This is a genomic window from Amycolatopsis sp. NBC_01488 (genome assembly GCF_036227105.1).
Classification (GTDB): domain Bacteria; phylum Actinomycetota; class Actinomycetes; order Mycobacteriales; family Pseudonocardiaceae; genus Amycolatopsis.
Genome location: NZ_CP109434.1, coordinates 9,119,745 through 9,144,989 on the forward strand (window position 1 = coordinate 9,119,745; position 25,245 = coordinate 9,144,989).

The window sequence follows — 25,245 nt, forward strand, 5'->3', positions numbered from 1 at the left end:
GAACGGAGCCCCCGATGGGACGTTTCAGCCTGCCCGAGCAGAAGCCCGACGGCCTGGACTCGCCGGTGACGGCGAAGGTCATGAAGTACGGGGCGAAGGCCCAGGTGGCGGTCTTCCGGCTGACCGGCGGCCGCGTCGGCAGCACGTGGCGGATCGGGGCCGGGTTCCGCAAGCCCGTGCCGACGCTGCTGCTGGAGCACCGCGGGCGCAAGTCCGGCCGGCTGTTCACGACGCCGCTGCTCTACCTGCGCTCCGGCGAGGACGTCGTCATCGTCGGTTCCCAGGGCGGCCTGCCGAAGCACCCGCAGTGGTACCGCAACCTGCTGGCGCACCCCGAAACCCGCATCCACCTCAAAGGACGGCGGGACGTCCCGGTCACCGCTCGCGTAGCCGATCCGGAGGAACGCGCCGAGCTGTGGCCGCGACTCGTGGAGCTGTACGCGGACTTCGCGAAGTACCAGGCCTGGACCGACCGGGAGATCCCGGTCGTGGTGCTCAGCCCGCGGCCTTGAGCAGCTCGGCCAGCGCGTCCGGGAGCGCGTCGGCGAGCGGCCACAGGTCCTTGACCAGCTCCCGCGCGCCGAGCAGGCCGACGTGCACCTTGCCGGCGTTGGAGAGCACCGTGACGTTCAGCCCGGCGCCGTGGAAGACCGGGCCGAGCGGGTAGAAGCCGGTGACGCGCGCGCCGAGCAGGTACAGCGGCATCGGCGGCCCGGGCACGTTGGAGACGACCAGGTTGTGCACCACCGGGTGTTTCTCGGCCAGGCGCAGCGCCGAATAGGCGCGGACGGCGAGCCCGAACGCCGTCGCGGCGGAGAACTGCGCCCAGTCCTGCAGCATGTCGGCGTCGATGTCGTAGTGGTGGTCCTTCGCCAGCCGGTTGGCCTCGGCGAGGAAGAACACCCGCGCCGCCGGGTCCTCGAGATGGGTCGGCAGCGAGGCGAAGAACGCGGAAACCTTGTTGCTGCCGTGGTCGCGTTCGGTCCGGTCGTGCACCGAGACCGGGACGGTCGCCACCAGCGGGTCCTCGGGCAGTTCGCCGCGTGCTTCGAGGAAGCGCCGCAGCGCGCCGGCGACGAGCGCGAGCACGACGTCGTTCACCGTGACGCCGAACGCGTTCTTGACCGCCTTGACGTCGTCGAGGTCGAGCTGGGCGAACGCGACGCTGCGGTGTCCGGTGATCGTCCCGTTCAGCGACGTCCGCGGCGCAGTGAAGGGCACCGGCATCCCCTTGCCGCGCACGGCTTTGCCGAGCCAGCGCGGGACGAGCCCCAGCAGGTCCGGCAGCAGCCGCGCCAGCTCGCCGGGGCGTTTCGCGACGCTCTCGACCCCGGAGCGGATCAGGCCCAGCGTCGACGGTGTCGCCGCGTTGCGCTGCTCCTCGATCTCCGGCATCGGCGCGTCCGGCTCCAGCCCGGCGAGGTAGGTGATCAGGCTGGCCCCGCTCACGCCGTCGACGCTCGCGTGGTGCATCTTCAGCAGCACCGCGATCTGGCCGTCGGCCAGGCCCTCGAGGACGTACAGCTGCCACAGCGGGTGCGCGCGGTCGAGCTGCTGCCCGGCGATGTGCGCGCACAGCTCGGCCAGCTCGGCGCGGTCGCCCGGAGCCGGCACGCCGACGCGGTGCACGTGGTGGTCGAGGTCGAAGTCGTCGTCCTCGACCCAGACGGGATGCCCGATGTTCCAGAGTGGATTGTGCAGTTTGCGGCGGAACGCCGGAATCACCCGGACGCGTTCATCGAGCTTTTCCGCGAGCTTCGCGAAGCTGTAGCCACCGGGGACGGTCGAGCCGTCGAGGGTGAGCAGCCCGCAGACGTGCAGGACCTGGGACGACGTCTCGAGGTAGAGGAAGCTCGCGTCGAGGCCGCTCAATCTCTGCATGCGGATCAGGGTAAGCCACTTCCGGTGAGCGGCGCGTCACCCTACTCGCCGGTATCATCGCGGTGGTGCAGCCGAATTTCCTGATCCGTCGCGCGGTCCAGCTCGGCCTCACCGCGAACGCACTCCGCCCGCTGCGGGCGCGGTCCACGACGATCCCGGCGTTCTTCGCCGGGTGGCTGACCGGCGAGCTCGCGCCCCAGTTCCTGGCTTTGACGGCCGCGGACGCTCTGGCTCACGTGGCCCGCCACGGCGTCCGCGACCGCTCGACGCAGGCCGGGCTCGCGATGGCCGCCGCGTCCGCCGCCGGGCTCACCGCGCTCATCCGGACGGGGCACGGCGCCCGTGAGGAGATCGAGAACGCGCTGACCTCGGCGTTGGGCGAGGACTACGCGGCCGAGCTGGGCCGCTCCGACCTGGGCCTGCCGTGGGGCGAGCTGGCGCTCCCGTTCCGGATGGGCGCGCCGGACGTGCGCATCGACCGCGACATCGCCTACGCCCCGGGCGGCAAGCGGTTCCTGCTCGACGTCTACCGCCCCGCTTCGCCGGTCTCGGGGGCACCGGTGCTGCTCCAGGTCCACGGCGGCGCGTGGGTGATCGGCAACAAGGAGGAGCAGGGCCGGCCGCTGATGCGCTACCTCGCGCGTCGCGGCTGGGTGTGCGTCGCGATCAACTACCCGCTGTCCCCCACGCACCGCTGGCCGGCGCACATCGTGGCGGCGAAGCAATCACTGGCGTGGATCCGTTCGCAGATCGCCTCGTACGGCGGCGACCCGGGGTTCGTCGCGGTGACGGGCGGGTCGGCGGGCGGTCACCTCTCGGCGTTGCTGGCGCTGTCCCAGAACGACCCGGCGCTGCAGCCGGAGTTCGAGGACGTGGACACGAGCGTCCAGGCGTGCGTCCCGCACTACGGGGTGTACGACTTCGCGGCGACATCGGGATCCCGGGCGAGCCAGTACCGCCTGGAGAGCTTGATCGCCCGACGGGTGTTCGCGGCGGACCGCGACCCGGTTCGGCACCTGGACGACTACGTCGCGGCGTCCCCCTTGGACCGGATTTCTTCGGACGCACCGCCGTTCTTCGTGATCCACGGGCGAGACGACTCGCTGGTGCCGGTGCGCGAGGCGCGCGAGTTCGTCCGGCGGCTGCGGGAGAAGTCCCGGCAGCCGGTCGCGTATGCGGAGCTGGCCGGGGCGCAGCACGCGTTCGACGTGTTCACGTCCGTACGGAGCGCGCATGTGGTGCGGGGGGTGGCGCGGTTCCTGGACTTCACTTACCACGCTTGGAAAGCCGAGAACCGCTAGCGGCGACCTCGGGCGCCCCGATGTGGCGCCGGTCGCACCCGACGCGGCGCTCGGCGCATCCTCCGCACCCCAGCGCGGCAGTCCGCGCACCCCCGGCGACACTCGGCGCATCCCCCGCACCCAACGCGGCGTTCCGCGCACCCCACGCCAACTTTGGGCCGCAAGGCCCGGGCCAGTGGCAGCCGCGGTCAGTACGCCAGGTCTACCGCGCTCGCCGACGGTGGGCCGTCCAAGCGCCACTCCGTTCCCGCTCGGATGAAGCGGTACCAGCGGGCGTCGCGGCCGTAGCGCAGCTGTAAATCCCCTTGAGTGAGGCGGTTGCGCCAGACTTTCGGCGTTCCCGGCAGCCCCGCCTCGGTCAGGATCGCCTGAGCTTCGGCCAACGGGCCCGGGCCCGGCTGCCACGGCTCCCGCAGGGCCGCCAGGCCGCCGCGGCCGGCTTCGCGCCAGGCCTCCGCCCAGCGGGCCAGGTCGCGCGGGGGCACTCCCGCCGCCGTGGCCAGGGCCGCCGTCTCCGCGCCGGAGCGTGGTGCCGCCCGGCGGGCGAGGTCCTCCTCGAACGTCAGCTCCGCCGCCGTCGCGCCGGCCGTCAGCAGGTCGCGCGCCAGGGATGCCGCGTCGGCCGCGAGCACGGACAGCGCGGCCGCCGTCCAGCCCGTGCTCGGGGGTGGGTCGAGGTCCAGGACCGCCGGTCGCCCGGCCACCCTCGGCGGCGGGGGCAGCGCCGGGATCGCGCCCGGGCGTCGCGCGTAGGCCGCCTTCGGGGTCAGGCCCTCGTCCACGCGCTTCGGCAGCTTCGGCTTCTCCCCCCGCGGTGAGCGGCGGGCCCGGAGCTCGGCCAGGACGTCCGCCCGCGGACGCCCGCGCAGCAGGAACAGCGTGAACGGATCGCGGTCGACCTCGTCGGCGACCAGGTAGTACACCGCGGCGACGTGCTTGCACGGGTTCGCCGAGTCCGGGCAGGAGCACCGCGGCCGCAGGTCGCCCGGGCCGGGCAGCAAATCGGCGCCCGCTTCGCGAGCCTGCTCGGCGAGCGCACCCGGCAGCTCGCCGTCGAGCAGCGCGGCCGCGTGGCCGAGCTGGGTGCCGACCACGCCGAGCAGCGTGTCCCACTCGCCGTCGGTGAAGGTGCGCATCGTGATGGTCACCTTGTACGGCTGCGGACGGCTGCCGCGCACGCGCGCCGTCATCTCGCCGGCACCGAAGTGCAGCTCGCTGACCGTGCCCTTGCGCGCGTAGGTCCGCCCGCGGGGCAGCCGGTTCGGGTCGAGCTTCGCGCGCTGCTCCAGCGCGTCGACCCAGGCGCGGCCCCACCACGTGCGGCCGAAGTTCCGCCTCGGAGGCATCACCCGCTCCCGAGGCGGACCAGGTCGGCCAGCTCGTCGTCGGAGAGCTCGGTGATCCAGTCCTCCCCCGCGCCGACGATCGACTCGGCCAGCCCGCGCTTCTTCTCCAGGACCTGCGCGATCCGCTCTTCCAAGGTGCCTTCGGCGATCAGCCGGTGGACCTGGACCGGCCGGTCCTGGCCGATGCGGTACGCGCGGTCGGTGGCCTGGTCCTCGACGGCCGGGTTCCACCAGCGGTCGTAGTGGATCACGTGGGTGGCGCGGGTCAGGTTGAGCCCGACGCCGCCCGCCTTGAGCGAGAGCAGGAACACCGGGATCTCACCGGCCTGGAACCGGTCGACCATGTCCTGGCGTTTCGCCGGCGAACTTTCGCCTGAGAGCAGTTCGGTGGGCAGGCCGCGTTCGGTCAGGCGTCGCTCGAGCAGCCGGCAGAGCTGGACGTACTGGCTGAACACGAGAACGCTCTCGCCCTCGTCGAGGATGACGTCGACGAGCTCTTCGAACGCGGCGAGCTTGCCGGACCGGCCGGTGAGCGCGCCGTGCGGCTCCTTGAGGAACTGGGCCGGGTGGTTGCAGATCTGCTTGAGCTCGGTGAGCAGCCGCAGGACCTGACCGCGCCGTTCGATGCCCTGTTTCTCACGGATCTCGGCGAGGTTTTCCCGCACGACGGCTTCGTAGAGCGTGGTCTGCTCGGCGGTGAGCGGGACGAACCGGTCGGTTTCGGTCTTGGGCGGCAGCTCCGGGGCGATGTCCGGGTCGGACTTGCGCCGCCGTAGCAGGAAAGGCCGGACGGTGGCGGCCAGCCGTTCGGTGACGGCCTTGTCGCGGTCACGCTCGATCGGGCGCGCGACGGTACGGCGGAAGCGGTCGAGCGGACCGAGCAGCCCCGGCGTCGTCCAGTCCACAATGGACCACAGTTCGGTGAGCCGGTTCTCGACGGGGGTGCCGGTCAGCGCGACCTTCGCGCGGGCAGGGATCTGGCGGAGTTCCTTGGCCGTGGCGGACAGCGGGTTCTTGACGTGCTGCGCCTCGTCCGCGGCGACCAACCCCCAGTCCACTTCGGACAGTGTCTCGCGATCGCGGCGCAGGACGCCGTAAGTGGCGAGGACGACCTCGTCGCGCGCGAGGTCGTCGAGGTGGCGGCGGCCGCCGTGGAACCGGCGGACGGGGATGCCGGGGGCGAAGCGGGCGAACTCGCGTTCCCAGTTGCCGAGGAGAGAGGTCGGGCAGAGCACCAGGGTCGGCCCGCCGGCCGACGACGAAGTTTCGAGAGCATTGCCTGGCACCGGCTCGGCATTGGAGGCGCTCTCTGCCGCGCCGACCGACACTGCACCTGCGGGGGGCTCGGCAACGGCCGCGAGCGCTCGCCGGTGCAGATGCAGGGCGATCAGCTGGATCGTCTTGCCCAGCCCCATGTCGTCGGCCAGGCAGGCACCCAGCCCGAGGCCGGTCATCGTGGCCAGCCAGGCCAGTCCCGCCTGCTGGTACGGCCGCAACGTCGCCTCCAGCCCCGGCGGGACCGCGATCGCGCCGCCCGTGCGGTCGCGGATCCGCTCGGCCAGCTCGCCCAGCACCGGCGGCGCCGCGAACTCCACGCGTTCGCCGTCCAGCTCCAGCTCGCCGGTGAGCGCCGCCGCCAGTGCCTCGCCCGCGTCCAGCTTGCGAGTCCGCGTACGCACCCGCGCGAGCAGCTGCGGGTCCACGCGCACCCACTGGCCGCGCAGGCGGACCAAGGGCCGCTTGGCCTCGGCCAGCGCCGCCACCTCCGCCTCCGTCAGCTGCTCGCCGCCCAGGCTCAGCTGCCACCGGAACTCCAGCAGGCTCTTCAGCGCGAACTCCGCCTCCGTGACGCTCGCCGGCGCCTGGGTCGCGCTCGCCTTCGCCTTCACCTCGCCGGCGAACAGCCCCTTCGCCCAGAGCACCTCGATGCCGGCGCCGCCGAGGTCGCGGCTGCCGTCGGTGAGCAGGTCGACGACGTCGTCGTCGGTCAGCGGCAGCTCCGCGGGCGCCGGTTGCGCCAGCACCCGGCCCAGTGGCTCCCACGCCCGCGCGCCGCGCCGCAACCCGAGCAGCAGCTGCGTCTCGACCTGGTCGCCGAGGCGGCTCAGGACCGCGTCCGGCGCGTCCCACAGCGTCGCCGCCTCCACGACCAGGCTCGGCTCAGCCATGCTGCGGACCGCCAGCACCCCGGCGAACGAGTCCTCGCCCCGGCCCTCGACCCGCAGCAGCACCTGGACGCCGCGGGGTTCGCGGGCCTCCAGCTCGGCCAGCCAGGCCGCGCCGTCCGGGCCGAGCAGCGCCGGTTCGCGCGCCGCGAACGCCGGGTCGCCCGCCCCGACCGGCGCCGCCGGGCTGCGCGCCAGCAGGTCGGCCGTCGCGTCCCAGAGCGCGCGGACCAGGGAGTCCGGCGAGTGGAGACGGATGCGTTTCAGCCCGGTCAGCGGCAGCGCGTACGCCTCCGGCGGCAGGGCACCGGCCAGGCCGCGCAGCAGCTCCTCGTCGGCCGCGTCCAACGGCCCGATCCGCCACGCCGCCGCCCCGGCCGGCGAGACGGCGGGCCGCAGCCGTCCGCGTGCGACGAGGTTCACCCCGGCGTTGACGGCGGCCGACCACGCCGCGACCGCCGGGCTGGCCTCCTCCCCCGCCGCGAGCAGCCGGGGCAGCGCGCGTTCGAGCGGGACGAGCTCGGCGTCGACCTTCGTCCGCGCGAACTTCGCTCCGCGGGGCAGCACGAGCTCGATCGTGGTCTCGCCGGCCACGTCGTCGCCCCACAAGGCCAGCACGCCGTCCCGCGGGGGATCCGCGGGAAGGTAGGTGGCCCGGGTGTCTGCGCTGAACTCCACGACGGCAACGCTAGAACACACCCCCGACAGTTTCGGCCCGAGGGGCGCGAACGGTCCTTTCGCGCCGCTTCCGCACCCCGGCTCCGCGTGCTCCGGACCGTGACTCGCGTGATCAGAGACGTGACTCGCGTGATCAGAAGCGGAACTCGCGTGATCAGAGACGCGACTCGCGTGACTGGAGGCGTAACTCGCGTGATTGGAGGGGCATCTCGCGTGATTGGCGGGGCATCTCGCGTGATTGGCGGGGCATCAGCCGCGGGGCAGGCCCAGCAGGCGTTCCGCCGTCAGTGAACGCAGGACCTGCGTCGTCCCGCCCGCGATGGACAGGCAGCGGGTCAGCAGGAATTCGTGTTGTGCCGGGCTGCCCGCGACCAGCGCACCCGCGCCCGCCAGCTCCAGGGCGAACTCGGCGACGTCCTGCCGGTGCTGCACCCCGAGCAGCTTCCGCACACTCGATTCCGCGCCCGGGTCCTGCCCGCCGAGCCGCCGCAACGCCGCCCGCAGATCCAGCACCGAACCCGCCACCCCGTCGGCGACCAGCGAACCGAGCCGGTCCAAGGCGACGTCGTCCAGCGCGGCAGCGTCCACTGTGGACATCAGCGACTGGACGCTCTCCCCCACCGCGGACCCGCTCCCGATGGCCACCCGCTCGTTGGCGAGGGTCGTGCGCGCCAGCCGCCAGCCCCCGCCCGGCGTGCCGACGACGTCGGCGTCCGGGACGAACACGTCGTCGAGGAACACCTCGTTGAACACGGCTTCCCCGGTGATCTCGCGCAGCGGGCGGGTCGTGATGCCCTCGGCGCGCATGTCGACCAGGAAGTACGTGATCCCCTGGTGCTTGGGCACGTCCGGGTCGGTGCGCGCCAGGCAGATCCCCCAGTCGGCTTCGCGGGCGAGCGACGTCCACACCTTCTGCCCGGTCAGCCGCCAGCCGCCGTCGACGCGCCGGGCCGCCGTCCGCAGCGCGGCCAGGTCGGACCCCGCGCCGGGCTCGCTGAACAGCTGGCACCACGTGATTTCACCCCGAAGGGTGGCCTTGGCGAAGCGAGCACGCTGCTCGTCGCTGCCGTGCTCGAGGATCGTCGGCACCGCCCACGCCCCGATCACCAGGTCCGGACGGCGGATGTCGGCGGCCGCCAGCGCGCCGTCGATCCGCAGCTGCGCCGCGGCGTCGGCGTCCCGGCCGTACGGCGACGGCCAGTGCGGGGCCAGCAATCCGGCGTCGGCCAAAGCCACCCGCCGTTCCTCCGCGGGCAGCGCCGCGATCCGCGCCACCTCGTCCCGCAACGCGGCGTCGTCCCCGACGTCGACGCCCAAGGTGCGTTCGGTCCCGGCGAGAGCCAGTGAAGCCGCCTGACGCCGCCACGGCCCGGAGCCGCCGAGCCACTGCCGCAGTGCCACGGCCCGCCGCAGGTACAGGTGTGCGTCGTGCTCCCAGGTGAAGCCGATGCCGCCGAGGACCTGGACGCAGTCCTTCGCGTTGGCGACGGCCGCGTCGAGGGCGACGGCGGCCGCGCTCGCCACCGAAAGCGGGTGCCGCCCGGAAGCCGCGTCCCACGCCAGCGCTTCGGCCGCTTCGGCGCGGCAGAGCATTTCGGCGCACAGGTGCTTGATCGCCTGGAAGCCGCCGATGGGCTTGCCGAACTGCTCGCGGACCTTCGCGTACTCGACGGCGACGGTCAGGCAGCGACGCGCCACTCCCGCCGCCTCGGCCGAAGCCAGGGTCGCCGCCAGCGGCACGACCGGCGGCAGGGTCAGCAGGTCGGCACGGATGCCGGAGAACCGGACGCGCGCCAGCGGGCGCGAGAAGTCGAACGCCTCCAGCGGCTCGACGGTCACCCCGGGCGTCCCCGGCGCGAGCAGCACGTGGCCGCCGCCGACCGGCACCACCAACCAGGATCCGGGGGTGGCTCCCGGCGCCGGCCCGCTGACGCCGTCGTCGAGCGACACCTCGTCGAGCAGCACCGCCACCGCGGCCTCCCCCTCGGCGACCGCTGCGAGCAGTTCCTTCGCCTCGGGCACCTCCGCCAGCAGGAGGCCGCCGAGCGCGGTACCGAGCACTGGACCGGGAACGAGTTCTTCGGCCGCGGCGGCCAGTCCGGCGGCGAGGTCGGCGAGGGTCCCGTCGGCGCCGCCGGCCGCGGCGGGCAGCGCGACGCCGAACAGCCCGAGCCCGGCGAAGCCCGCGGGCACCCCGGCGCCCGGCCCGGTTTCCGCCGCACGCACCGCTTCTCGCGGGTGGTGCGCGGCGGACCAGGCGTGGATCGCCTCGGCCAGCGCGGCCTGTTCCTCGGTGAGCGCGACCGGCATGGGCCCTCCTCGCGGTACGGGACTGTGTCGGCTGTTGCCGATCCGGACGGCAGTCACGGCGGAACGGGTGCCGGTGAGCGGGTGGGCTCGGGAACCGTCTCCGCCTGCTTTCGGCCGGATCGGCAATGCTACTCGCAAGTGTAGAACGTGTTACAGTTTTTCGGCCAGCGGGTCAGTTGTTGAACGTTTCGCCAGGACAGGTACTCTACGTCGTGAACTGGAACAAGTTCCGAAGGACGGGGGAATGCCGATGCCCGGCAAAGCCAAGGCGCCGGCGAAGGCACGCGGGAACGGCCTGAGCGCGATCGGCGCCGACGAGCTCGGCTCCGCCGCCCAGCGCGACCGCCGACGCCGGATCATCGACGCCACCCTCGCGCTCGCCTCCAAGGGCGGCTACGACGCCGTGCAGATGCGGGCCGTCGCCGAGAAGGCCGACGTCGCACTGGGCACGCTGTACCGGTACTTCCCCTCGAAGATCCACCTGCTCGTCTCCGGTCTCGCGCGCGAATTCGAGCGCGCGCAGGAGAAGCTCGAGCGCCAGGCGATCCCCGGCGAGACGCCGGCCGAGCGGCTGATGTTCGTCCTCGGCCGCAACACCCGGCTGATGCAGCGCGACCCGCACCTGACCGAGGCGATGGTGCGGGCGTTCATGTTCGCCGACACCTCCGCCGCGGCCGAGGTGGAGCAGGTCGGACGGCTGATGGAGAACATGTTCGCCCAGGCGATGGGCATCTCCGACCCGACCGAGGCCGACCGCGACATCTTCCACGTCGTCGCGGACGTCTGGATGGCGAACCTGGTGGCCTGGGTGACCCGCCGCGCCTCGGCCGCCGACGTCGCCAACCGCCTCGAGCTGTCGGTGCACCTGCTGCTGGACAAGTAGCCGCCGGTCAGCGGTGTGCGGCGGCGACCTCCGCCAGCTCGTCCAGCGCCTTGAGCGTCTCGGCTTCCGGCAACGTCTCCAGCAGGAACGTATAGCGCTCGACGCCCGCCTCGCGGAAGCCGTCGATCACCTTGTCCTTCGTGGGGCCGCCGAAGACCGCGAACTCGACGTCCGTACGTCCCCGGTCGGCGAGCCAGCCGCGGACGCGCTCGGCTTCCTCGAAATGCGTGTGACCGCGTAGCAGCCAGCCGTCGCCGAAGCGAGCGAGACGGTTCAGGGCCGCTTCGCTCTCGCCGCCGATGTAGATCGGCGGGTGCGGCTTGCGGACCGGCTTCGGCCAGGCGTAGATCGGGTCGAAGTCGACGTGCTTGCCGTGGAACTCGGCTTCGTCCTTCGTCCAGATCTCCTTGAGCGCGGCCAGCTGCTCGTCGATCAGCGCGCCGCGGGTCTTCGGGTCGGTGCCGTGGTCGCGCATCTCCTCGCGGTTCCAGCCGACGCCGACGCCGAACAGCGCGCGTCCGTCGGAGATCAGGTCGAGCGACGCGACCTCCTTGGCCGTGTGGATCACGTCACGCTGGATCAGCAGCGCGATGCCGGTGCCGAGCAGCAGCTCCGACGTCGCCGTCGCCGCGGCGGTGAGCGCCACGAACGGGTCGAGCGTGCGCTTGTACTTCTCCGGCAGGTCGCCCCCGCCCGGGTACGGGGTTTGCCGGCCGACGGGGATGTGCGAGTGCTCGGCCAGGAACAGCGAGTCGAAGCCGCGTTCCTCCAGCGCCGCACCCAGCACGTCCGGCCGGATGCCCTCGTCGGTCACGAACGTCGAAATCCCGAATTTCATACCTCCAGGACTACCACCAGGTTGACCGGGGGTGCACGATGGAGTCATCTCATCATACGTTGAATAAGGGGGTAGTCATGGACGTTCAGGACGTCGACTTCGAAGAGCTCTACCAGGGCACCACCCCGATGGGCCGGAAGATGCCGTGGGACATCGGCGCGCCGCAGCCCGCCGTTGTCGCGCTGGCCGACGCCGGCGAGTTCACCGGCGACGTGCTCGACATCGGCTGCGGCCTCGGCGACAACTCGGCGTTCCTCGCCTCGCGCGGCTTGCACGTCACGGGGCTGGACGGCGCGCCGTCCGCGCTGGAGCAGGCTCGCGCACGGGCCGCCGAGAAGGGGCTCGACATCGAGTTCGCCGTCGCGGACGCGACGAAGCTCGAAGGCCACGAAGGCCGGTTCGACACGGTCCTCGACAGCGCGCTTTACCACTGCCTGAGCGAAGACGAACGTCACCAGTACCTCGCGGCCCTGACCCGCGCCACGCGCCCGGGCGCACGGCTGCACCTGTTCGCCTTCTCGCCGCAGGTACCGGACGCGTTCCCGGCGCCCTACCTGATCAGCGAAGCCAACCTCCGCGAGACCGTCGGCAAGGACTGGACGATCGAGCGGCTGGAACCGACCGTGTACACGACGTCGATGACGCCGGAGGAACTGAAGCAGAGCGTCCGGCAGCTGCTGAACGTGGACCCCGCCGGGCTGGACCGGCTGGACACCGACGCGGACGGCCGGGTGCTCGTACCGGTCTGGCAGCTGAAGGCCACCCGCCGCTGAGCAAGACCCGTCGTGAGTGGGAAACAGTGTTCTAACACTGTTTCCCACTCACGACCGCGGGTTTCAGACGTTGCGCCGGTACTGGCCGCCGACCTCGAAGAACGCCTCCGTGATCTGGCCGAGCGAGCAGACCCGCGCCGCGTCCATCAGTACGCCGAACAGGTTGCCGCCGCGGGTGGCCGCCTCGCGCAACGCCTTCAGCGCCTCCTGGGCCGCTTCGTGGTGGCGGTGCTGGAAGTCCGCCAGACGGTCCAGCTGGGACTGCTTCTCGTCCTCCGTCGCGCGGGCCAGCTCAACCTCGACGTCCTCCTCGCCCGCGCGCGGGTTGCGGAACGTGTTGACGCCGACGATCGGCAGCGAGCCGTCGTGCTTCTTGCGCTCGTAGAGGATCGACTCGTCCTGGATCTTGCCGCGCTGGTACCCGGTCTCCATCGCGCCGAGCACGCCGCCGCGCTCGCTGATCCGGTCGAACTCCAGCAGGACGGCCTCTTCGACCAGGTCGGTCAGCTCGTCGATGACGAACGAGCCCTGCAGCGGGTTCTCGTTCTTCGACAGGCCCCACTCCTTGTTGATGATCATCTGGATGGCCATCGCGCGGCGCACCGACGACTCCGACGGCGTCGTGATCGCCTCGTCGAACGCGTTGGTGTGCAAGGAGTTCGCGTTGTCGTACAGCGCGCACAGCGCCTGCAGCGTCGTCCGGATGTCGTTGAAGCTCATCTCCTGCGCGTGCAGCGACCGGCCGGACGTCTGCACGTGGTACTTGAGCTTCTGCGACCGCTCGTTGGCGCCGTAGCGCTCGCGCATCGCCACGGCCCAGATCCGCCGCGCCACCCGGCCGAGCACCGAGTACTCCGCGTCCATGCCGTTGGAGAAGAAGAACGACAGGTTCGGCGCGAAGTCGTCGATGTCCATGCCGCGCGCGAGGTACGACTCGACGTAGGTGAAACCGTTGGACAGCGTGAAGGCCAGCTGCGAGATCGGGTTCGCCCCGGCTTCGGCGATGTGGTAGCCGGAGATCGACACCGAGTAGAAGTTCCGGACGCCGTGCTCGATGAACCACTCCTGGATGTCGGCCATCATCCGGAGGCTGAACTCGGTGGAGAAGATGCAGGTGTTCTGGCCCTGGTCCTCCTTGAGGATGTCGGCCTGGACCGTGCCGCGGACGTTCTTCAACGTCCACTCGCGCAGCTCGGCGGCTTCCTCGCCGGACGGCTCGCGGCCGTGCTCCGCCGTGAACTGCTCGACCTTCTGGTCGATCGCGGTGTTGAGGAAGAAGGCCAGGATCGTCGGCGCCGGGCCGTTGATCGTCATCGACACCGACGTGTTCGGCGCGGTCAGGTCGAAGCCGTCGTAGAGGACCTTCATGTCCTCGAGCGACGCGATGGACACGCCGGACGTGCCGACCTTGCCGTAGATGTCCGGGCGCGTGTCGGGGTCGTGGCCGTAGAGGGTCACGGAGTCGAACGCGGTCGAAAGCCGCTTCGCCTCGGAGTCCTCCGAAAGCAGCTTGAACCGGCGGTTGGTGCGGAACGCGTCGCCCTCGCCGGCGAACATCCGCGCCGGGTCCTCACCTTCACGCTTGAACGGGAAAACCCCGGCGGTGTAGGGGAAGTAGCCCGGCAGGTTCTCGCGGCGCAGGAACGACAGCAGCTCGCCGGACTCGGCGTAGCGCGGCAGGGCGACACGCGGGATCCGGTTGCCGGACAGCGTGTCACGCCACAGCTGCGTGCGCAGCTCCTTGTCGCGGATCTTGACGACCAGCTCGTCCTGGCGGTACTCCGCCGACAGCGCCTGGAAGCGCTCGAGGAGCTTTGTCGACTCGCCGTCCACATCGGACTCGGCCGCGGCCAGCAGGCCGTCGAGCGCGTCGGTCGAGGCGCCCACCTTGGACAGTTCGCTCTTGGCCAGCGCCAGCGCCTCGCGCTTGCGGACGGCGGCGACCTGCTGCTCGGTCTTCGCGTGGTAGCCGCGGACCGTCTCGGAGATCTCGGCCAGGTAGCGCGACCGGGTGCCCGGGATGATCGTCGACGCGTCCGTCGACACCTTGCCCTCGACCCGCGGCAGCGTCCCGGCCGAGACGGTCAGGCCGCGCTCGGCGAGCAGACCGCGCAGGTGCTGGTAGAGCGCGGTGACGCCGTCGTCGTTGAACTTGGCCGCGCTCGTGCCGTACACCGGCATGTCGTCGGGGCCGGAGTCGAAGGCCTCGCGGTTGCGCACCAGCTGGCGCGCCACGTCGCGGCGGGCGTCCTCGGCGCCGCGGCGCTCGAACTTGTTGATCGCGACGACGTCGGCGAAGTCGAGCATGTCGATCTTCTCCAGCTGCGACGCGGCGCCGAACTCCGGCGTCATCACGTACAGCGAGTCGTCCACGAAGTCGACGATGCCGGCGTCGCCCTGGCCGATGCCCGGCGTCTCGACGATCACCAGGTCGTACCCGGCGGCCTTGCACGCCAGGATCGATTCGCGCAGCCCGGCCGGGATCTCCCCCGACGCCGTGCGCGTCGCGAGCGAACGGAAGTACACCGGCGAGCCGTCGAGGCAGTTCATCCGGATGCGGTCGCCGAGCAGCGCGCCGCCGCCCTTGCGCCGCGACGGGTCGACGGCGAGCACCGCGATCCGCAGCTTGTCCTCCTGGTCGAGGCGGAAGCGCCGGATCAGCTCGTCGGTCAGCGACGACTTGCCCGAGCCGCCGGTGCCGGTGATGCCGAGCACGGGCACGTTCCACCCGCTCGCGGCTTCGGTGATGCCGCCGAGCAGGTCGTCCGGCAGCCGCTGCGCCTGCAGCTGGGTGATGACCCGCGAGAGCGCGGCGACGTCCCCGGAGAGCACCTTGTCCAGCGTCGGGCCGTCGCCCGCGAGATCGATGTCGCAGGCTTCGATCATCGAGTTGATCATGCCCGGCAGGCCCATCTCGTAGCCGTCCTCGGGCGAGAAGATGCGGGCGACGCCGCGCGAGTGCAGCAGCTCGATCTCCTCGCGCACGATCACCCCGCCCCCGCCGCCGAAGACCTTGATGTGACCGGCGCCGCGCTCGCGCAGCAGTTCGACCAGGTAGGAGAAGTACTCGACGTGCCCGCCCTGGTAGGCGGAGATGGCGACGCCCTGAACGTCCTCGGCGATGGCGGCGGTGGCCACCTCGTCGACCGACCGGTTGTGGCCCAGGTGAACGACCTCCGCGCCCTGCGACTGCAGGATCCGCCGCATGATGTTGATCGACGCGTCGTGACCGTCGAAGAGGCTCGACGCCGTGACGAACCGGACGGGGTGCGCGGGGCGGTACAGCTCACTGCTCATCCCCTCAAAATACTTTGGCTTCCTACTATTGGAAACCCGAGGACCAGTGACGCGGCTCTCAGCACCTCGTCCGGCGGCGTTGACAGCGCCCAGCTCAGGGGCGACGACGCGCCGGGCCCGGGGTCACCCCGGGCCCGGACCGCGTCAGCGGGCCTTGGCCGCCCGGAGCGCGATCCACTGGCGCATCGCGTACTCGACCAGCGTGATCAGCGTCTGCTTCGTCGACTCGCGGTCCCGGGCGTCGCAGCGGACGATCGGGATGTTCGGGTCGATCGACAGGGCCTCGCGCACGTCGTTGATGTCGTGCTCCAGCACGCCGTCGAACGTGTTGACGCCGACGATGTACGGCAGGCCGCGGTCTTCGAAGAAGTCGATCGGGGCGAACGAGTCGGCCAGCCGGCGCGTGTCGGCCAGCACCACCGCGCCGATCGCGCCGCGGACCAGGTCGTCCCACATGAACCAGAACCGCTGCTGCCCGGGCGTGCCGAACAGGTAGAGGATCAGGTCCGCGTCCAGCGACACCCGGCCGAAGTCCATCGCCACCGTGGTCGTCGACTTGCTCGGGGTGTGGTCGAGGTTGTCGACGCCGACGCTGGCGTCGGTCATCATCGCCTCGGTGGTGAGCGGCACGATTTCCGACACCGACCCGACGAAGGTCGTCTTCCCCGCACCGAAACCGCCAGCCACCACGATCTTGGCGGATGTCATGGTCGGGGGCGCGGTGTCCCGCGGTGCCTTAAAGCCGACGGAGTCCACTCAAAACCCTTTCCATCAACACCAGATGTGCCTCGGCGCCGTCATTGCCCGTTATCGTCTTGTGCACCGTGACCAGCCCCGCGTCGGCCGCGTCGCTGATCAGCACCCGGGCCACGCCCAGAGGCACCCGCAAGGCCGACACGATCTCGGCGACCGAACGGGGGGTCCGGCACTCTTCCATGATCGAGATGCACTCGATCTGCTCCGCGGCCACCTCGGGGAAGCCACCGGTGGCAGCGTAGTCCTTCGCGGAGATCAGTGTCTCCAGCTCCAGGGCGTAGTTCGCCCGGGTGCGGCCGCCGGTCAAAGCGTAGGGCCGGACGATAGCGGTCAGGTCCTCGGGCGCGGCAGGCTGCTCGAACACCGCGGGCATGACGAACTCGCCGCTGGGCGGGCCCGGGTCGAACAACCCACCCGGTCTGGGGCTGTCCCCGTCGGTACTGCCGGGGGGAGAGACTAAAGAGGTCACGCGATCTCCTGGGTCGGCCGACGGCGCGGGTGCCGGCGGTTCCCCGGCCGCGTGCGCACCGGCGGCCGGGGGTGGCGGGGACTCCTTGCTCTTCTTGCGCTTCCGGCGGGCACGGCCGGAATCCAGCGTGAACCCGTTGAGGACGTCGGCGAACGTGCCGTCGTCCCCTCGCCCGGCGGGGTGCTGCCCCGCAGGTGGTTCGCCGTCGAATCCGGACCCCGTGCTCATCGCGCCATCATCCCACCGGTTCGCCGATCAGCGACCCACCCGATCCCTGAAGCTGGGCGCGCAGCTCCGGGGTCAGGATCTGGCCGACGCGGTCGACGAGCATCGTCATCTCGTAGGCGACCTGCCCGATGTCGCAGTTCGGGGCGGCGAGGATGGCCAGGCAGGACCCGTCGCTGATCGACATCAGCACCATGATCCCCAGCTCCATCTCGACGACGGTTTCGTTGACCGCCCCGGCCTCGAAGCACCGGGCGGCGCCCTGGGTGAGGCTGACCAGGCCCGACGCGACCGCGGCGAGCTGGTCGGCCCGGTCGAGCGGGAGCCGGTTCGACGCGGTCAGCAGCAGGCCGTCCGCCGAGACGACCACGGCGTGCGCCACGCCGGGCACGCGCTCCGCGAAGTCGTTCACCAGCCAGCCGAACTGATTCTGCGTCGGCTGAGCGCTACTCGGCGAGGTCATTCACCCTCCAGTGTCTCGTGGTTGCTGTCGGCCGCCTGTGCGGTGCGGTGGCGCCCGCGCTCGATGCCCTGTTGGAAGCTCCGCAGGCGGCCGCGCACGTCGTGTGCGTCCCGTTGTGGTCGGGGGGCCGTGGCCCCGGTGGGCGGTCCGGCGCTGCCCGGGAGCAGCTGCTCCCCGCGACGGCGCCGGGGCAATCCTGCCGAAGTGAACGTGGCGGGTGCCGACTGGGACACCGCTTGCACCGCCCGCCAGCCGTCATCGGTGCCGAAGTTCCACTCGTCGGTGGCCTCGACGGCGGCCTCTTCCCGGCGTGGCGCCGGAGTCTCCGCGGCCGGCGCGGCGCCCCGCCGGGACGGCAGGACGGAGGGCGAAGCCGCAGGACGGCCGCCGGGCAGCGGCTCCTGGAAGGCCGTGGGCCGGTCGTCGGGCTCGCCGGCCTGCGGTGTGGGGGACGGCCGCCGCGACGGCCGTGGCTTCCGGCTCGGCAGCGCCCCCGGCTCGGCTGCCTCCGGCGGCGTACCCGGCTCGCCGGACTGGTGGAGGGCGTCGGCCTGTGCCTGGCTCGGCTGGAACACATCCGGAACCGACGCCGCGGGCGCACCCGGCTGAGGCGAGCCGTTCGTCTCCGCCGCCGGCCGGTGACCTGGCTGCGGCAGCCCGCCCGCCTCGACCGCCTCCGGCCGCTGACCGTGCTGCGGCTGCCCGTTCGGCTGGACCACGTCCGGCTGCGGAGCCGGGCTGCCCGGCTGGAAGGCGCCCGGCTGCCGGCCGGACGCGGCCGCTTGCTGCCCTCGCCGTGGCAGGCCGTTCGACTGGGACGCATCCTGCTGCGTCTCGGGGGTGGTCGGCTGGCGCCGGGCACCCGGCTGGAGCCCCTGCGCGAACGACTGCTGCAGAGCGCTCCCGGGCACCTGCGCCGAAGCATCCGCCTGGGCTGCGGCGGTTCCCGGCTGCTGCGCGCTCGGCTGGACCGCGGACCCCGGCTGGGCCGACGGTCGCCCGGCGACCTCCGGCCCCGGCTGACCGGTTCCGTGCGCCGAACCCGCCTGACCGGAACCCTGCGCCGTACCCGACTGGCCGGAGCCTTGCGGCGCCGATGGCTGTTGCTCGCCGAATCCCGCGCCCGGCTGACCAGAATCCTGCGATGCTGAAGGCTGCCCGCCGAACCCCGCGCCCGGTTGACCGGTGCCCCGCGCCGAACCTGCCTGACCGGTCGCCTGCGGCGCCGACGGTTGCCCGCCAAACTCAGCGCCCGGCTGACCGGCCCCCTGCGGGTTCGCCGCCGCCTGGCGGGCGTGCTGGCGTCCGCGGGTCACGCCCTGCTGGAAGCTGCTCAGCCGCCCGCGGACGTCCGCCGGGTCGCGGACCGGGAGGTCCGAGCAGGGCGGGGCCGGGGCCGCCGGGGCCGCTGGGGGCGGGGTCGCGCTGCCGGGGAGGAGCTGCTCGCCGCGGCGGCGGCGGGGCAGGCCCTTCTCGGTGAACGCCGTCGGCTCCGACTTCGTGACCTGCTGGACCGTGCGGAAGTTCTCGTCGCTCGCGAAGTCCCAGCTACGGCCTTCCGCGGCGGCTGGTGCCTCCGGAGCGGCGGCGGCCGGCTCTTCCGAGACGGCGGCCGGGACCGGGGCCGGCTTCTCGGCGGGCTTGTCCTCGCGGAACCACGCCGACAGCATCTCGTCGAAGATCGGCGTCGTCTCCGAGCGGTCCGGGGCCGGGGAGGGCGCCGGGGCCGGTTCGGGCTTCGCGGTCGCCTGGCGCCACCAGTCGCTGAGGGTCGTTTCGTTCGCGGAGAACAGGTCCTTGCCCGACGGCAGCTCACCGGACCGGGGCGGGTCCGGCAGCGGCAGCACCGCGGGGACCGGCGGCAGCGTCGGACGCGGCGGCGGGGCGTCGTCGTCCTTCGGCAGGGGCGCGAACAGCGCCGTCCCGGAGATCTCCAGGTCCGACGGCGGCCGGACACCGGCCGGCCCGTGGCCGTTCGACAGGCCGGCGAGATCGCTCGCCGACGGCCAGCGCTCCTCCCCCATCGGCGGCTGCTGCGGGACCAGCGGCCGCGGCCGGGAGGTGCCGTTGACCGGGCGGCGCGGCAGCTGGTTGCCCGCCGCGGGGCTCGCCGGGTGCTGCTGCAGGGCGCCGATCGGGCCGGTCAGCGGGCCGTCGGTCACCGGCATCACCAGGTCCGGCGGGACGACGACCGTGGCGCGGACGCCGACGATGTCCTTGCCGCCGTGCAGCGACACGCCGATCCGGTGCCTGCTGGCCAGCCGGCCGACGACGAACAGGCCCATCCGGCGCGACGTCGCCAGGTCGACCGACCCGGCTTCGGTCAGCCGGGTGTTCGCCTCGGCGACCTCGGCCTCGTTCATGCCGATGCCCTTGTCGAGGATGTCGACGTTGAGCGAGCCGTCCTCGCCCAGCCTCGACGCCACCGTCACCGACGTTTCCGGCGCGGAGAACGCCGTCGCGTTGTCCAGCAGCTCGGCGACCAGGCGCATCAGGTCGCTCGCGGCGTAGCCGACGATCCGCGCCGGGGGCGGCGGCTGGACCTGGACCCGCTGGTACTGCTCGATCTCCGACACCGCGGCGCGGAGCATGTCGGTGGTGCCGACCGGCTTGCCGGACCGGCGGCCGGGCTCGGCGCCCGACAGCACCATCAGGTTCTCGTTGTTGCGCCGCATCCGGGTGGCGAGGTGGTCGAGCTGGAACAGCGTGGCCAGCTGGTCGGCGTCCTCCTCGTCCCGCTCGAGCTGCTCGATCAGCTGCAGCTGCCGCTGCACCAGGCTCTGGCTGCGCCGCGAAAGGTTGACGAAGACGCTGCCGAAGCCGGTGCGCATCGCGGCCTGCTCGGTCGCCAGCCGCAGCGCCTGGTGGTGCACCTTGTCGAAGGCCCGCGCCACCTCGCCGACCTCGTCCTCGGTCTGCACCGGCACCGGCACGACGTCGGTGCCCTGCGCGCGGCCCTCCTGGATGTTGCGGACGGCTTCGGGGAGCGCCTTCTCGGCGACGTCGAGGGCGCTGCGCCGCAGTGCCTTCAGCGAGCGCAGCAGCTGGCGGGTGATGAGGAAGACGACCGCGACGGCGAGCACCATCGCCGCGAACAGCAGCACCGCGAGCAGGCCCGCGCCGCTGCTGGCCTCGTCGACCAGCTGCGTCGACGTGGCCGACGCCGACGCGCCCAGTCGGCCGGCGACCTGGCTGATCTGCGTCCGCATCGCCGTCGACGCGGCGTTCCAGTCGGCGGCCGACAGCGCGCGGAAGGCGTCGTCCACCGCGTTGCCCTGCGCGTTCAGCACGGACTCGACCATCCGGGCCCGGCTCTGCGCCTGCGCACCCTCGGCGATCGCCGCGAAGTCGCGCTGCAGCGTGTCGCCCGCCGCGGACCGGAAGTCGACGAGCCGGTCGGCCAGCCGCAGCTCCGCGGCGCGCAGCGTGGCGAGCTCGCTCGGCGACAGTGCCGAGCGGGCGATGCCGTAGGAGACCAGGGCTTGGCTGACCGACACCTGCTCGCCCGCGACGAGCAGCTCGTGCAGCCCGGCCGGCGTGCCGCCGAGGGTGCCGTCGCCGGCGCCCGCGGTGCCCGCGGTGTCGAGGCCGATCAGCGAACCGGTGATCCCGGAGTAGGAGTTGACGGCCTGGGCCGGGTCGAGCTGGCCGCCGTCGACCTGGCGGCGGAGGAAGCCGAGGTTGTTGACCTGCGCGGTGGCCGCGCCGGCGGCCCCGGCCACGCCGGGCTCGACCTCCGACGCGCGGGCCTGCGCCGCGGTGAACGGGCCGACCGCGGCGTCGGTGGCCTTGCGGGCCGCGGTCAGGTCGGGCGTGCCGCCGACGGTGCCGTCGGTCAGCATCGCCGCGGTGACCGTGCGCTCCTGCTGCAGCGCCGCGGTGAGCGCACGCGTCTGGCCGCCGAGCGCGACGAGCCGGTCGAGCCGCTGGTACTCGTCCGAGCGGCCGACCTGCCCGGCGATCGTCGTGACGCCGAGCACCAGCGCGAGGACGATGGGGACGACGGTGACGGCCGAAAGCTTGACGGGCAGGCTCCAGTCGCGCCAGCGCACGAGGGCGTGCCACGCGTCCTTCCCCTTGGACCGCCGGGGTGCTCGGCCGAGCAGCTCCCCCACGGGCACCTGACCTTCTCCTGCAACGGTCACGTGAGTGACTCCCTGTCCGGCGTCATGGATCCGCGTCGGCGGCGCGGCGTCCCGGCTCGCCGCGGGCCGCGGGACGGTCGTGCCGTCCGCGCCCTGCCGCGTGCCCGGTGCCCTCGCTCGTCCCCGGCCGCCCGGCCGACCGCGCGCCCGTCGCCGGGCAGGCACCATCCCGCTGTCCCGTGCAAGGGACTGTGCACGTGCACGGCGCAAGTTGCGTTCTGCACGGTCGTCGAGATCAACTTTATCGGTGCCAATCGATCGCTGCGGTCAGCTGGGCCAAAGAATCGTACCCCCGGCACCCCGCCGGTCAATTTCGTTCCTCGCTCGGGCGCTGACCTGCGAAAAGTGCTTTCCGAACCGAGAACTGCCCCCGACATTCGACCTCGCTGACCCCGAAGAGGGAATTTCGGTTACCGGAAGCGTCTCACCCAGGCATCCGGCCGTCACCCGGTTAGCCCATGCAGAGGGGCATCGTACCCCAGACGATCTACACTCAGTACCCCCATCGAGTGGGTCAAGTCTCAAGATGTGCCCGATGTTGTGGCGTTGCCCGCCACCGTGCCCCGACCTGGTGATTTCTTTCGAGACGCACCGCTGACCAGTGGATCTTCGCCGCCGTGCCCGCACCCGGGTGACACTCTCCGAGGCGATGTGAGCGCTCCCGGCCACTCCGCGTGACCGGCGCGGACGACCCCTCGACCGGATTAGCTCGTTCGCCGCAGCATCCGCCGGACGCGACAACGTCGAGTCACAATTCTTTTCATCATTACGGGTGGTCCGTCCGTGATCTTGTAGCGTTCGCCCATTCGACTCTTTCGACAGGAAATCGAATACCACACCGGGGAGGACAGTCCACCCGACCGGCCGCCTTCGATGTCCGCCGGACGGCGTAGTTACGATGTTCGCCTCGCAGTCCGCAAGGGCGGCCCGGCGCCCTGTCCGCAGGCGCCCCGGGGCCCCGCCGCCACGGAGGCACTCTGCCGGAGGCAACCCATGTACGACGTCGCGCGCCCCGCGGCCGGCAACCCCCTCGAAGAGACCGGCCAGATGCCGGCGCTGTTCACCGGGGACCACCCGTCCGAGGGCCAGCACAGCCAGCACCGCCGGCCCGCACCCCGCTCGGGTCCCGACTACCCCGCGATCCAGGCCAGCCGCGAGTTCGTCTCGCTGCGACGGCGGTTCCGGGCGTTCGTCTTCCCGATGAGCCTGGCCTTCTTCGCCTGGTACATGACGTACGTGCTGCTCGCCGCGTACGCGCACGACTTCATGAGCACCAAGGTGTTCGGCCAGGTCAACGTCGGCATCCTGCTCGGCATCGGCCAGTTCGCCAGCACCGCGCTGGTCACCTGGCTCTACCTGCGCTACGCGCGCCGCCAGGTCGACCCCCGCGTGGCCGAGCTGCGGGCCCGCGCCGGCCTGCCGGAAGGGACCCGCCGATGACCGCGCTCGCCGCCGAAGGGACCCCGGCCAGCAACCCGGTCGTCAACACCGCCGTGTTCGCGCTGTTCGTGGCGATCACGCTCTACGTCGTCTACCGGGCCAGCTCCCGGAACTCCTCGACGTCCGACTACTACGCCGCGGGCAGCGCGTTCACCGGCCGCCAGAACGGCATCGCGCTCTCGGGCGACTTCCTGTCGGCCGCGTCGTTCCTCGGCATCGCCGGCGCCATCGCGATGCACGGCTACGACGGCTTCCTCTACTCGATCGGCTTCCTCGTCGCCTGGCTGGTCGACCTGCTGCTGATCGCCGAGCTGCTGCGCAACACCGGCCGCTTCACGATGGGCGACGTCCTGAGCTTCCGGATGAAGCAGCGCCCGGTCCGCGCGGCCGCGGCGACGTCGACGCTGGTCATCTCGTTCTTCTACATGCTGGCGCAGATGGCCGGCGCCGGCGGCCTGGTGGCGCTGCTGCTGAACGTCCACTCCAAGCTCGGCCAGGCGCTGGTGATCGGCGTCGTCGGGCTGGTCATGGTGCTGTACGTGCTGGTCGGCGGGATGAAGGGCACCACGTGGGTGCAGATCATCAAGGCGACCATCCTGCTGCTGTGCGGCGCGCTGCTCACGGTGTTCCTGTTCGGCAAGTTCGGCTTCTCGTTCTCGAACCTGCTCTCCTCGGCGGCCGAGAACAGCCCGCTCGGCGACAAGCTCCTCGAGCCGGGCGGTTCGTACGGCAAGAACAGCACCACCAAGCTCGACTTCGTGTCGCTGGCCCTGGCGCTGGTGCTCGGCGCGGCGGCGCTGCCGCACGTGCTGATGCGCTTCTACACGGTGCCGAACTCCCGCGAGGCGCGGCGAAGCGTCGTCTGGGCGACGGCGTGCATGTTCCTCTTCTACCTGTGCACGCTGGTGATCGGCTTCGGCGCGGCCGCGCTGGTCGGCGCGGACGAGATCAAGGCCGCGCCCGGCGGGGAGAACTCGGCGGCGCCGCTGCTCGCCCTGCACGTCGGCGGGACGCTGCTGCTGGGCATCATCGCCGCGGTGGCGTTCGCGACCATCCTCGCCGTGGTGGCCGGGCTGACGATCACCGCGTCGGCGTCCTTCGCCCACGACGTTTACGCGAACATCTTCAAGCACGGCAAGGCGGAACCGGCGGACGAGGTCCGGGTGGCCCGGCTGACCGCGATCGTGGTCGGGGCGCTGGCCATCGTCGGCGGCGTGCTGGCGAACGGGCAGAACATCGCGTTCCTGGTCGCGCTGGCGTTCGCGGTGGCGGCGTCGGCGAACCTCTCGACGCTGCTGTACTCGCTGTTCTGGAAGCGGTTCAACACCACCGGCACGCTGTGGGGCATCTACGGCGGCCTGATCGCGAGCCTGGTGCTGGTGCTCTTCTCGCCGGTCGTCTCGGGCGCCCCGGACGCGATCTTCAAGAGCGTCGACTTCGCGTGGTTCCCGCTGAAGAACCCGGGCCTGCTGTCGATCCCGTTCTCGTTCCTCTGCGGGTTCGTCGGCACCCTCGTCGGCAGGCCGAAGGCGGACGCCGACAAGCACGCCGAGATGGAGGTCCGGTCCCTCACCGGGATCGGCAGCTGAGCCCCCGGACGGCCTGCGTCACGCGCGCAGGCCGTCCAGGATCACGCTCAACACCCGCTTCCCGTCCTCCGGGCTGCAGTTGCGCACCGCCATCCCGGCGCCGTGCCCCAGCCGCAGGACGTCCGCGCCGGCGATGTCCGGCCGGACCAGCCCGGCTTCCTGGGCCGCTTCGACGAGCACTCCCGTCGACTCGCGCAGCCGCTTCTGGCAGTACTGGAAGGTCTCCGAGCCGGAGTCGATGGACTCCTTGAGGATCGTCGCGAGCTTGTGCCGCTCGACGACCCAGGTGACCTGCTCCCCCAGCCAGGCCTCGAGGGCCTCCCACGGCGGCAGCTCGTCGTGCAGCACGAGCGCGCGGTCGGCGAGCACCGCGATCTCGTCCCGGTAGACCGCTTCGAAGAGCTTCTCGCGCGTCGGGAAGTGCCGGTACAGGGTGCCGGCGCCCACGCCGGCCTTCTTGGCGACGTCGTCCAGCGGCACGTCGGCGCCGTGCGTGGTGAAGAGGTCCTTCGCCGTCGCGACGATGCGCTCGTAGTTGCGCCGCGCGTCGGCCCGCATCGGCCGCTCCGTGTCCCCGCCCGGCATCCCGGCCTCCTCGCCACTTAACCGGAGAGATTCTCCGAATTCACTTGCGCATCCGGAGACGCTCTCCATATTATCGGATCACCGGCAAGTGGAGAACATCT

General features: G+C 71.9%; 17 protein-coding genes. 6 read left to right on the top strand and 11 right to left on the bottom strand.

Annotated elements, in window-relative coordinates:
• The first annotated feature begins 14 nt into the window (after positions 1 to 14).
• Positions 15 to 512, top strand: coding sequence for a nitroreductase family deazaflavin-dependent oxidoreductase (locus tag OG738_RS42805; RefSeq protein WP_329049690.1), 498 nt, complete (start codon positions 15 to 17; stop codon positions 510 to 512).
• Here OG738_RS42805 and OG738_RS42810 read toward each other — a convergent pair.
• Complete coding sequence (locus tag OG738_RS42810; protein WP_329049691.1) at positions 496 to 1,881, bottom strand: WS/DGAT/MGAT family O-acyltransferase; 1,386 nt, start codon at positions 1,879 to 1,881, stop codon at positions 496 to 498. The genes OG738_RS42805 and OG738_RS42810 overlap by 17 nt on opposite strands.
• Before the next feature lie 65 nt (positions 1,882 to 1,946).
• Between OG738_RS42810 and OG738_RS42815 the strand changes: the two genes are divergently transcribed.
• The gene (locus tag OG738_RS42815; protein ID WP_329049692.1) at positions 1,947 to 3,182 is read left to right on the top strand and encodes an alpha/beta hydrolase; all 1,236 of its coding nucleotides are present in this window, start codon (positions 1,947 to 1,949) and stop codon (positions 3,180 to 3,182) included.
• Positions 3,183 to 3,370: 188 nt separating this feature from the next.
• Here OG738_RS42815 and OG738_RS42820 read toward each other — a convergent pair whose 3' ends face one another.
• The 3 genes from OG738_RS42820 to OG738_RS42830 all read right to left on the bottom strand — a co-directional run bounded on the left by OG738_RS42820 (position 3,371) and on the right by OG738_RS42830 (position 9,681).
• A complete protein-coding gene (locus tag OG738_RS42820) occupies positions 3,371 to 4,528 on the bottom strand; it encodes an SWIM zinc finger family protein (protein WP_329049693.1) in 1,158 nt (385 codons plus the stop codon).
• A complete protein-coding gene (locus OG738_RS42825; protein ID WP_329049694.1) occupies positions 4,528 to 7,371 on the bottom strand; it encodes a DEAD/DEAH box helicase in 2,844 nt (947 codons plus the stop codon). The genes OG738_RS42820 and OG738_RS42825 overlap by 1 nt, the downstream gene beginning before the upstream one ends.
• A gap of 249 nt (positions 7,372 to 7,620) precedes the next feature.
• Positions 7,621 to 9,681, bottom strand: coding sequence for an acyl-CoA dehydrogenase family protein (locus tag OG738_RS42830; RefSeq protein WP_329049695.1), 2,061 nt, complete (start codon positions 9,679 to 9,681; stop codon positions 7,621 to 7,623).
• Positions 9,682 to 9,925: 244 nt separating this feature from the next.
• On the opposite strand from OG738_RS42830, the gene kstR reads away from it, so the two are divergent.
• Positions 9,926 to 10,564: a cholesterol catabolism transcriptional regulator KstR gene (gene kstR, locus OG738_RS42835; protein ID WP_329049696.1), complete on the top strand. Its 639-nt coding sequence runs from the start codon at positions 9,926 to 9,928 to the stop codon at positions 10,562 to 10,564.
• Between the two features lie 7 nt (positions 10,565 to 10,571).
• Here kstR and OG738_RS42840 read toward each other — a convergent pair whose 3' ends face one another.
• Complete coding sequence (locus OG738_RS42840) at positions 10,572 to 11,402, bottom strand: LLM class F420-dependent oxidoreductase (RefSeq protein WP_329049698.1); 831 nt, start codon at positions 11,400 to 11,402, stop codon at positions 10,572 to 10,574.
• A 77-nt stretch (positions 11,403 to 11,479) separates the two neighbouring features.
• Between OG738_RS42840 and OG738_RS42845 the strand changes: the two genes are divergently transcribed.
• Entirely contained in the window at positions 11,480 to 12,175 is a 696-nt protein-coding gene (locus OG738_RS42845; RefSeq protein ID WP_329049699.1) for a class I SAM-dependent methyltransferase, read from the top strand.
• 63 nt (positions 12,176 to 12,238) lie between these two features.
• On the opposite strand, the gene icmF is transcribed toward OG738_RS42845, so the two are convergent.
• The 5 genes from icmF to OG738_RS42870 all read right to left on the bottom strand — a co-directional run bounded on the left by icmF (position 12,239) and on the right by OG738_RS42870 (position 21,506).
• Positions 12,239 to 15,472: a fused isobutyryl-CoA mutase/GTPase IcmF gene (gene icmF / locus OG738_RS42850; protein ID WP_329049701.1), complete on the bottom strand. Its 3,234-nt coding sequence runs from the start codon at positions 15,470 to 15,472 to the stop codon at positions 12,239 to 12,241.
• A gap of 144 nt (positions 15,473 to 15,616) precedes the next feature.
• Entirely contained in the window at positions 15,617 to 16,180 is a 564-nt protein-coding gene (locus OG738_RS42855; protein ID WP_329049702.1) for a GTP-binding protein, read from the bottom strand.
• A 28-nt stretch (positions 16,181 to 16,208) separates the two neighbouring features.
• On the bottom strand, positions 16,209 to 16,925 hold the full coding sequence (locus OG738_RS42860; protein ID WP_329049703.1) for a DUF742 domain-containing protein: 717 nt from the start codon (positions 16,923 to 16,925) through the stop codon (positions 16,209 to 16,211).
• A gap of 7 nt (positions 16,926 to 16,932) precedes the next feature.
• A complete protein-coding gene (locus OG738_RS42865; protein WP_329049705.1) occupies positions 16,933 to 17,385 on the bottom strand; it encodes a roadblock/LC7 domain-containing protein in 453 nt (150 codons plus the stop codon).
• Positions 17,382 to 21,506: a nitrate- and nitrite sensing domain-containing protein gene (locus OG738_RS42870; RefSeq protein ID WP_329057036.1), complete on the bottom strand. Its 4,125-nt coding sequence runs from the start codon at positions 21,504 to 21,506 to the stop codon at positions 17,382 to 17,384. The genes OG738_RS42865 and OG738_RS42870 overlap by 4 nt, the downstream gene beginning before the upstream one ends.
• Positions 21,507 to 22,523: 1,017 nt before the next feature.
• Between OG738_RS42870 and OG738_RS42875 the strand changes: the two genes are divergently transcribed.
• On the top strand, positions 22,524 to 22,970 hold the full coding sequence (locus OG738_RS42875) for a DUF485 domain-containing protein (protein WP_329049707.1): 447 nt from the start codon (positions 22,524 to 22,526) through the stop codon (positions 22,968 to 22,970).
• A complete protein-coding gene (locus OG738_RS42880; RefSeq protein ID WP_329049708.1) occupies positions 22,967 to 24,559 on the top strand; it encodes a solute symporter family protein in 1,593 nt (530 codons plus the stop codon). Before OG738_RS42875 ends, OG738_RS42880 begins: the two co-directional genes overlap by 4 nt.
• An 18-nt stretch (positions 24,560 to 24,577) precedes the next feature.
• Here the strand turns inward: OG738_RS42880 and OG738_RS42885 are convergent, their stop codons facing one another.
• Positions 24,578 to 25,144 (bottom strand): TetR/AcrR family transcriptional regulator, encoded by a 567-nt coding sequence (locus OG738_RS42885; protein WP_329049709.1) that lies wholly within the window; start codon positions 25,142 to 25,144, stop codon positions 24,578 to 24,580.
• Positions 25,145 to 25,245: the final 101 nt, after the last annotated feature.

Excerpts from the sequence above, each read along its gene's own strand:
- OG738_RS42805 (WP_329049690.1), top strand. The coding sequence starts at position 15 with ATGGGACGTTTCAGCCTGCCCGAGCAGAAGCCCGACGGCCTGGACTCG.
- OG738_RS42810 (WP_329049691.1), bottom strand. The coding sequence starts at position 1,881 with ATGCAGAGATTGAGCGGCCTCGACGCGAGCTTCCTCTACCTCGAGACG.
- OG738_RS42820 (WP_329049693.1), bottom strand. The coding sequence starts at position 4,528 with ATGCCTCCGAGGCGGAACTTCGGCCGCACGTGGTGGGGCCGCGCCTGG.
- OG738_RS42830 (WP_329049695.1), bottom strand. The coding sequence starts at position 9,681 with ATGCCGGTCGCGCTCACCGAGGAACAGGCCGCGCTGGCCGAGGCGATC.
- kstR (WP_329049696.1), top strand. The coding sequence starts at position 9,926 with ATGCCGATGCCCGGCAAAGCCAAGGCGCCGGCGAAGGCACGCGGGAAC.
- OG738_RS42840 (WP_329049698.1), bottom strand. The coding sequence starts at position 11,402 with ATGAAATTCGGGATTTCGACGTTCGTGACCGACGAGGGCATCCGGCCG.
- OG738_RS42845 (WP_329049699.1), top strand. The coding sequence starts at position 11,480 with ATGGACGTTCAGGACGTCGACTTCGAAGAGCTCTACCAGGGCACCACC.
- icmF (WP_329049701.1), bottom strand. The coding sequence starts at position 15,472 with ATGAGCAGTGAGCTGTACCGCCCCGCGCACCCCGTCCGGTTCGTCACG.
- OG738_RS42855 (WP_329049702.1), bottom strand. The coding sequence starts at position 16,180 with ATGACATCCGCCAAGATCGTGGTGGCTGGCGGTTTCGGTGCGGGGAAG.
- OG738_RS42860 (WP_329049703.1), bottom strand. The coding sequence starts at position 16,925 with ATGAGCACGGGGTCCGGATTCGACGGCGAACCACCTGCGGGGCAGCAC.
- OG738_RS42865 (WP_329049705.1), bottom strand. The coding sequence starts at position 17,385 with ATGACCTCGCCGAGTAGCGCTCAGCCGACGCAGAATCAGTTCGGCTGG.
- OG738_RS42875 (WP_329049707.1), top strand. The coding sequence starts at position 22,524 with ATGTACGACGTCGCGCGCCCCGCGGCCGGCAACCCCCTCGAAGAGACC.
- OG738_RS42880 (WP_329049708.1), top strand. The coding sequence starts at position 22,967 with ATGACCGCGCTCGCCGCCGAAGGGACCCCGGCCAGCAACCCGGTCGTC.
- OG738_RS42885 (WP_329049709.1), bottom strand. The coding sequence starts at position 25,144 with ATGCCGGGCGGGGACACGGAGCGGCCGATGCGGGCCGACGCGCGGCGC.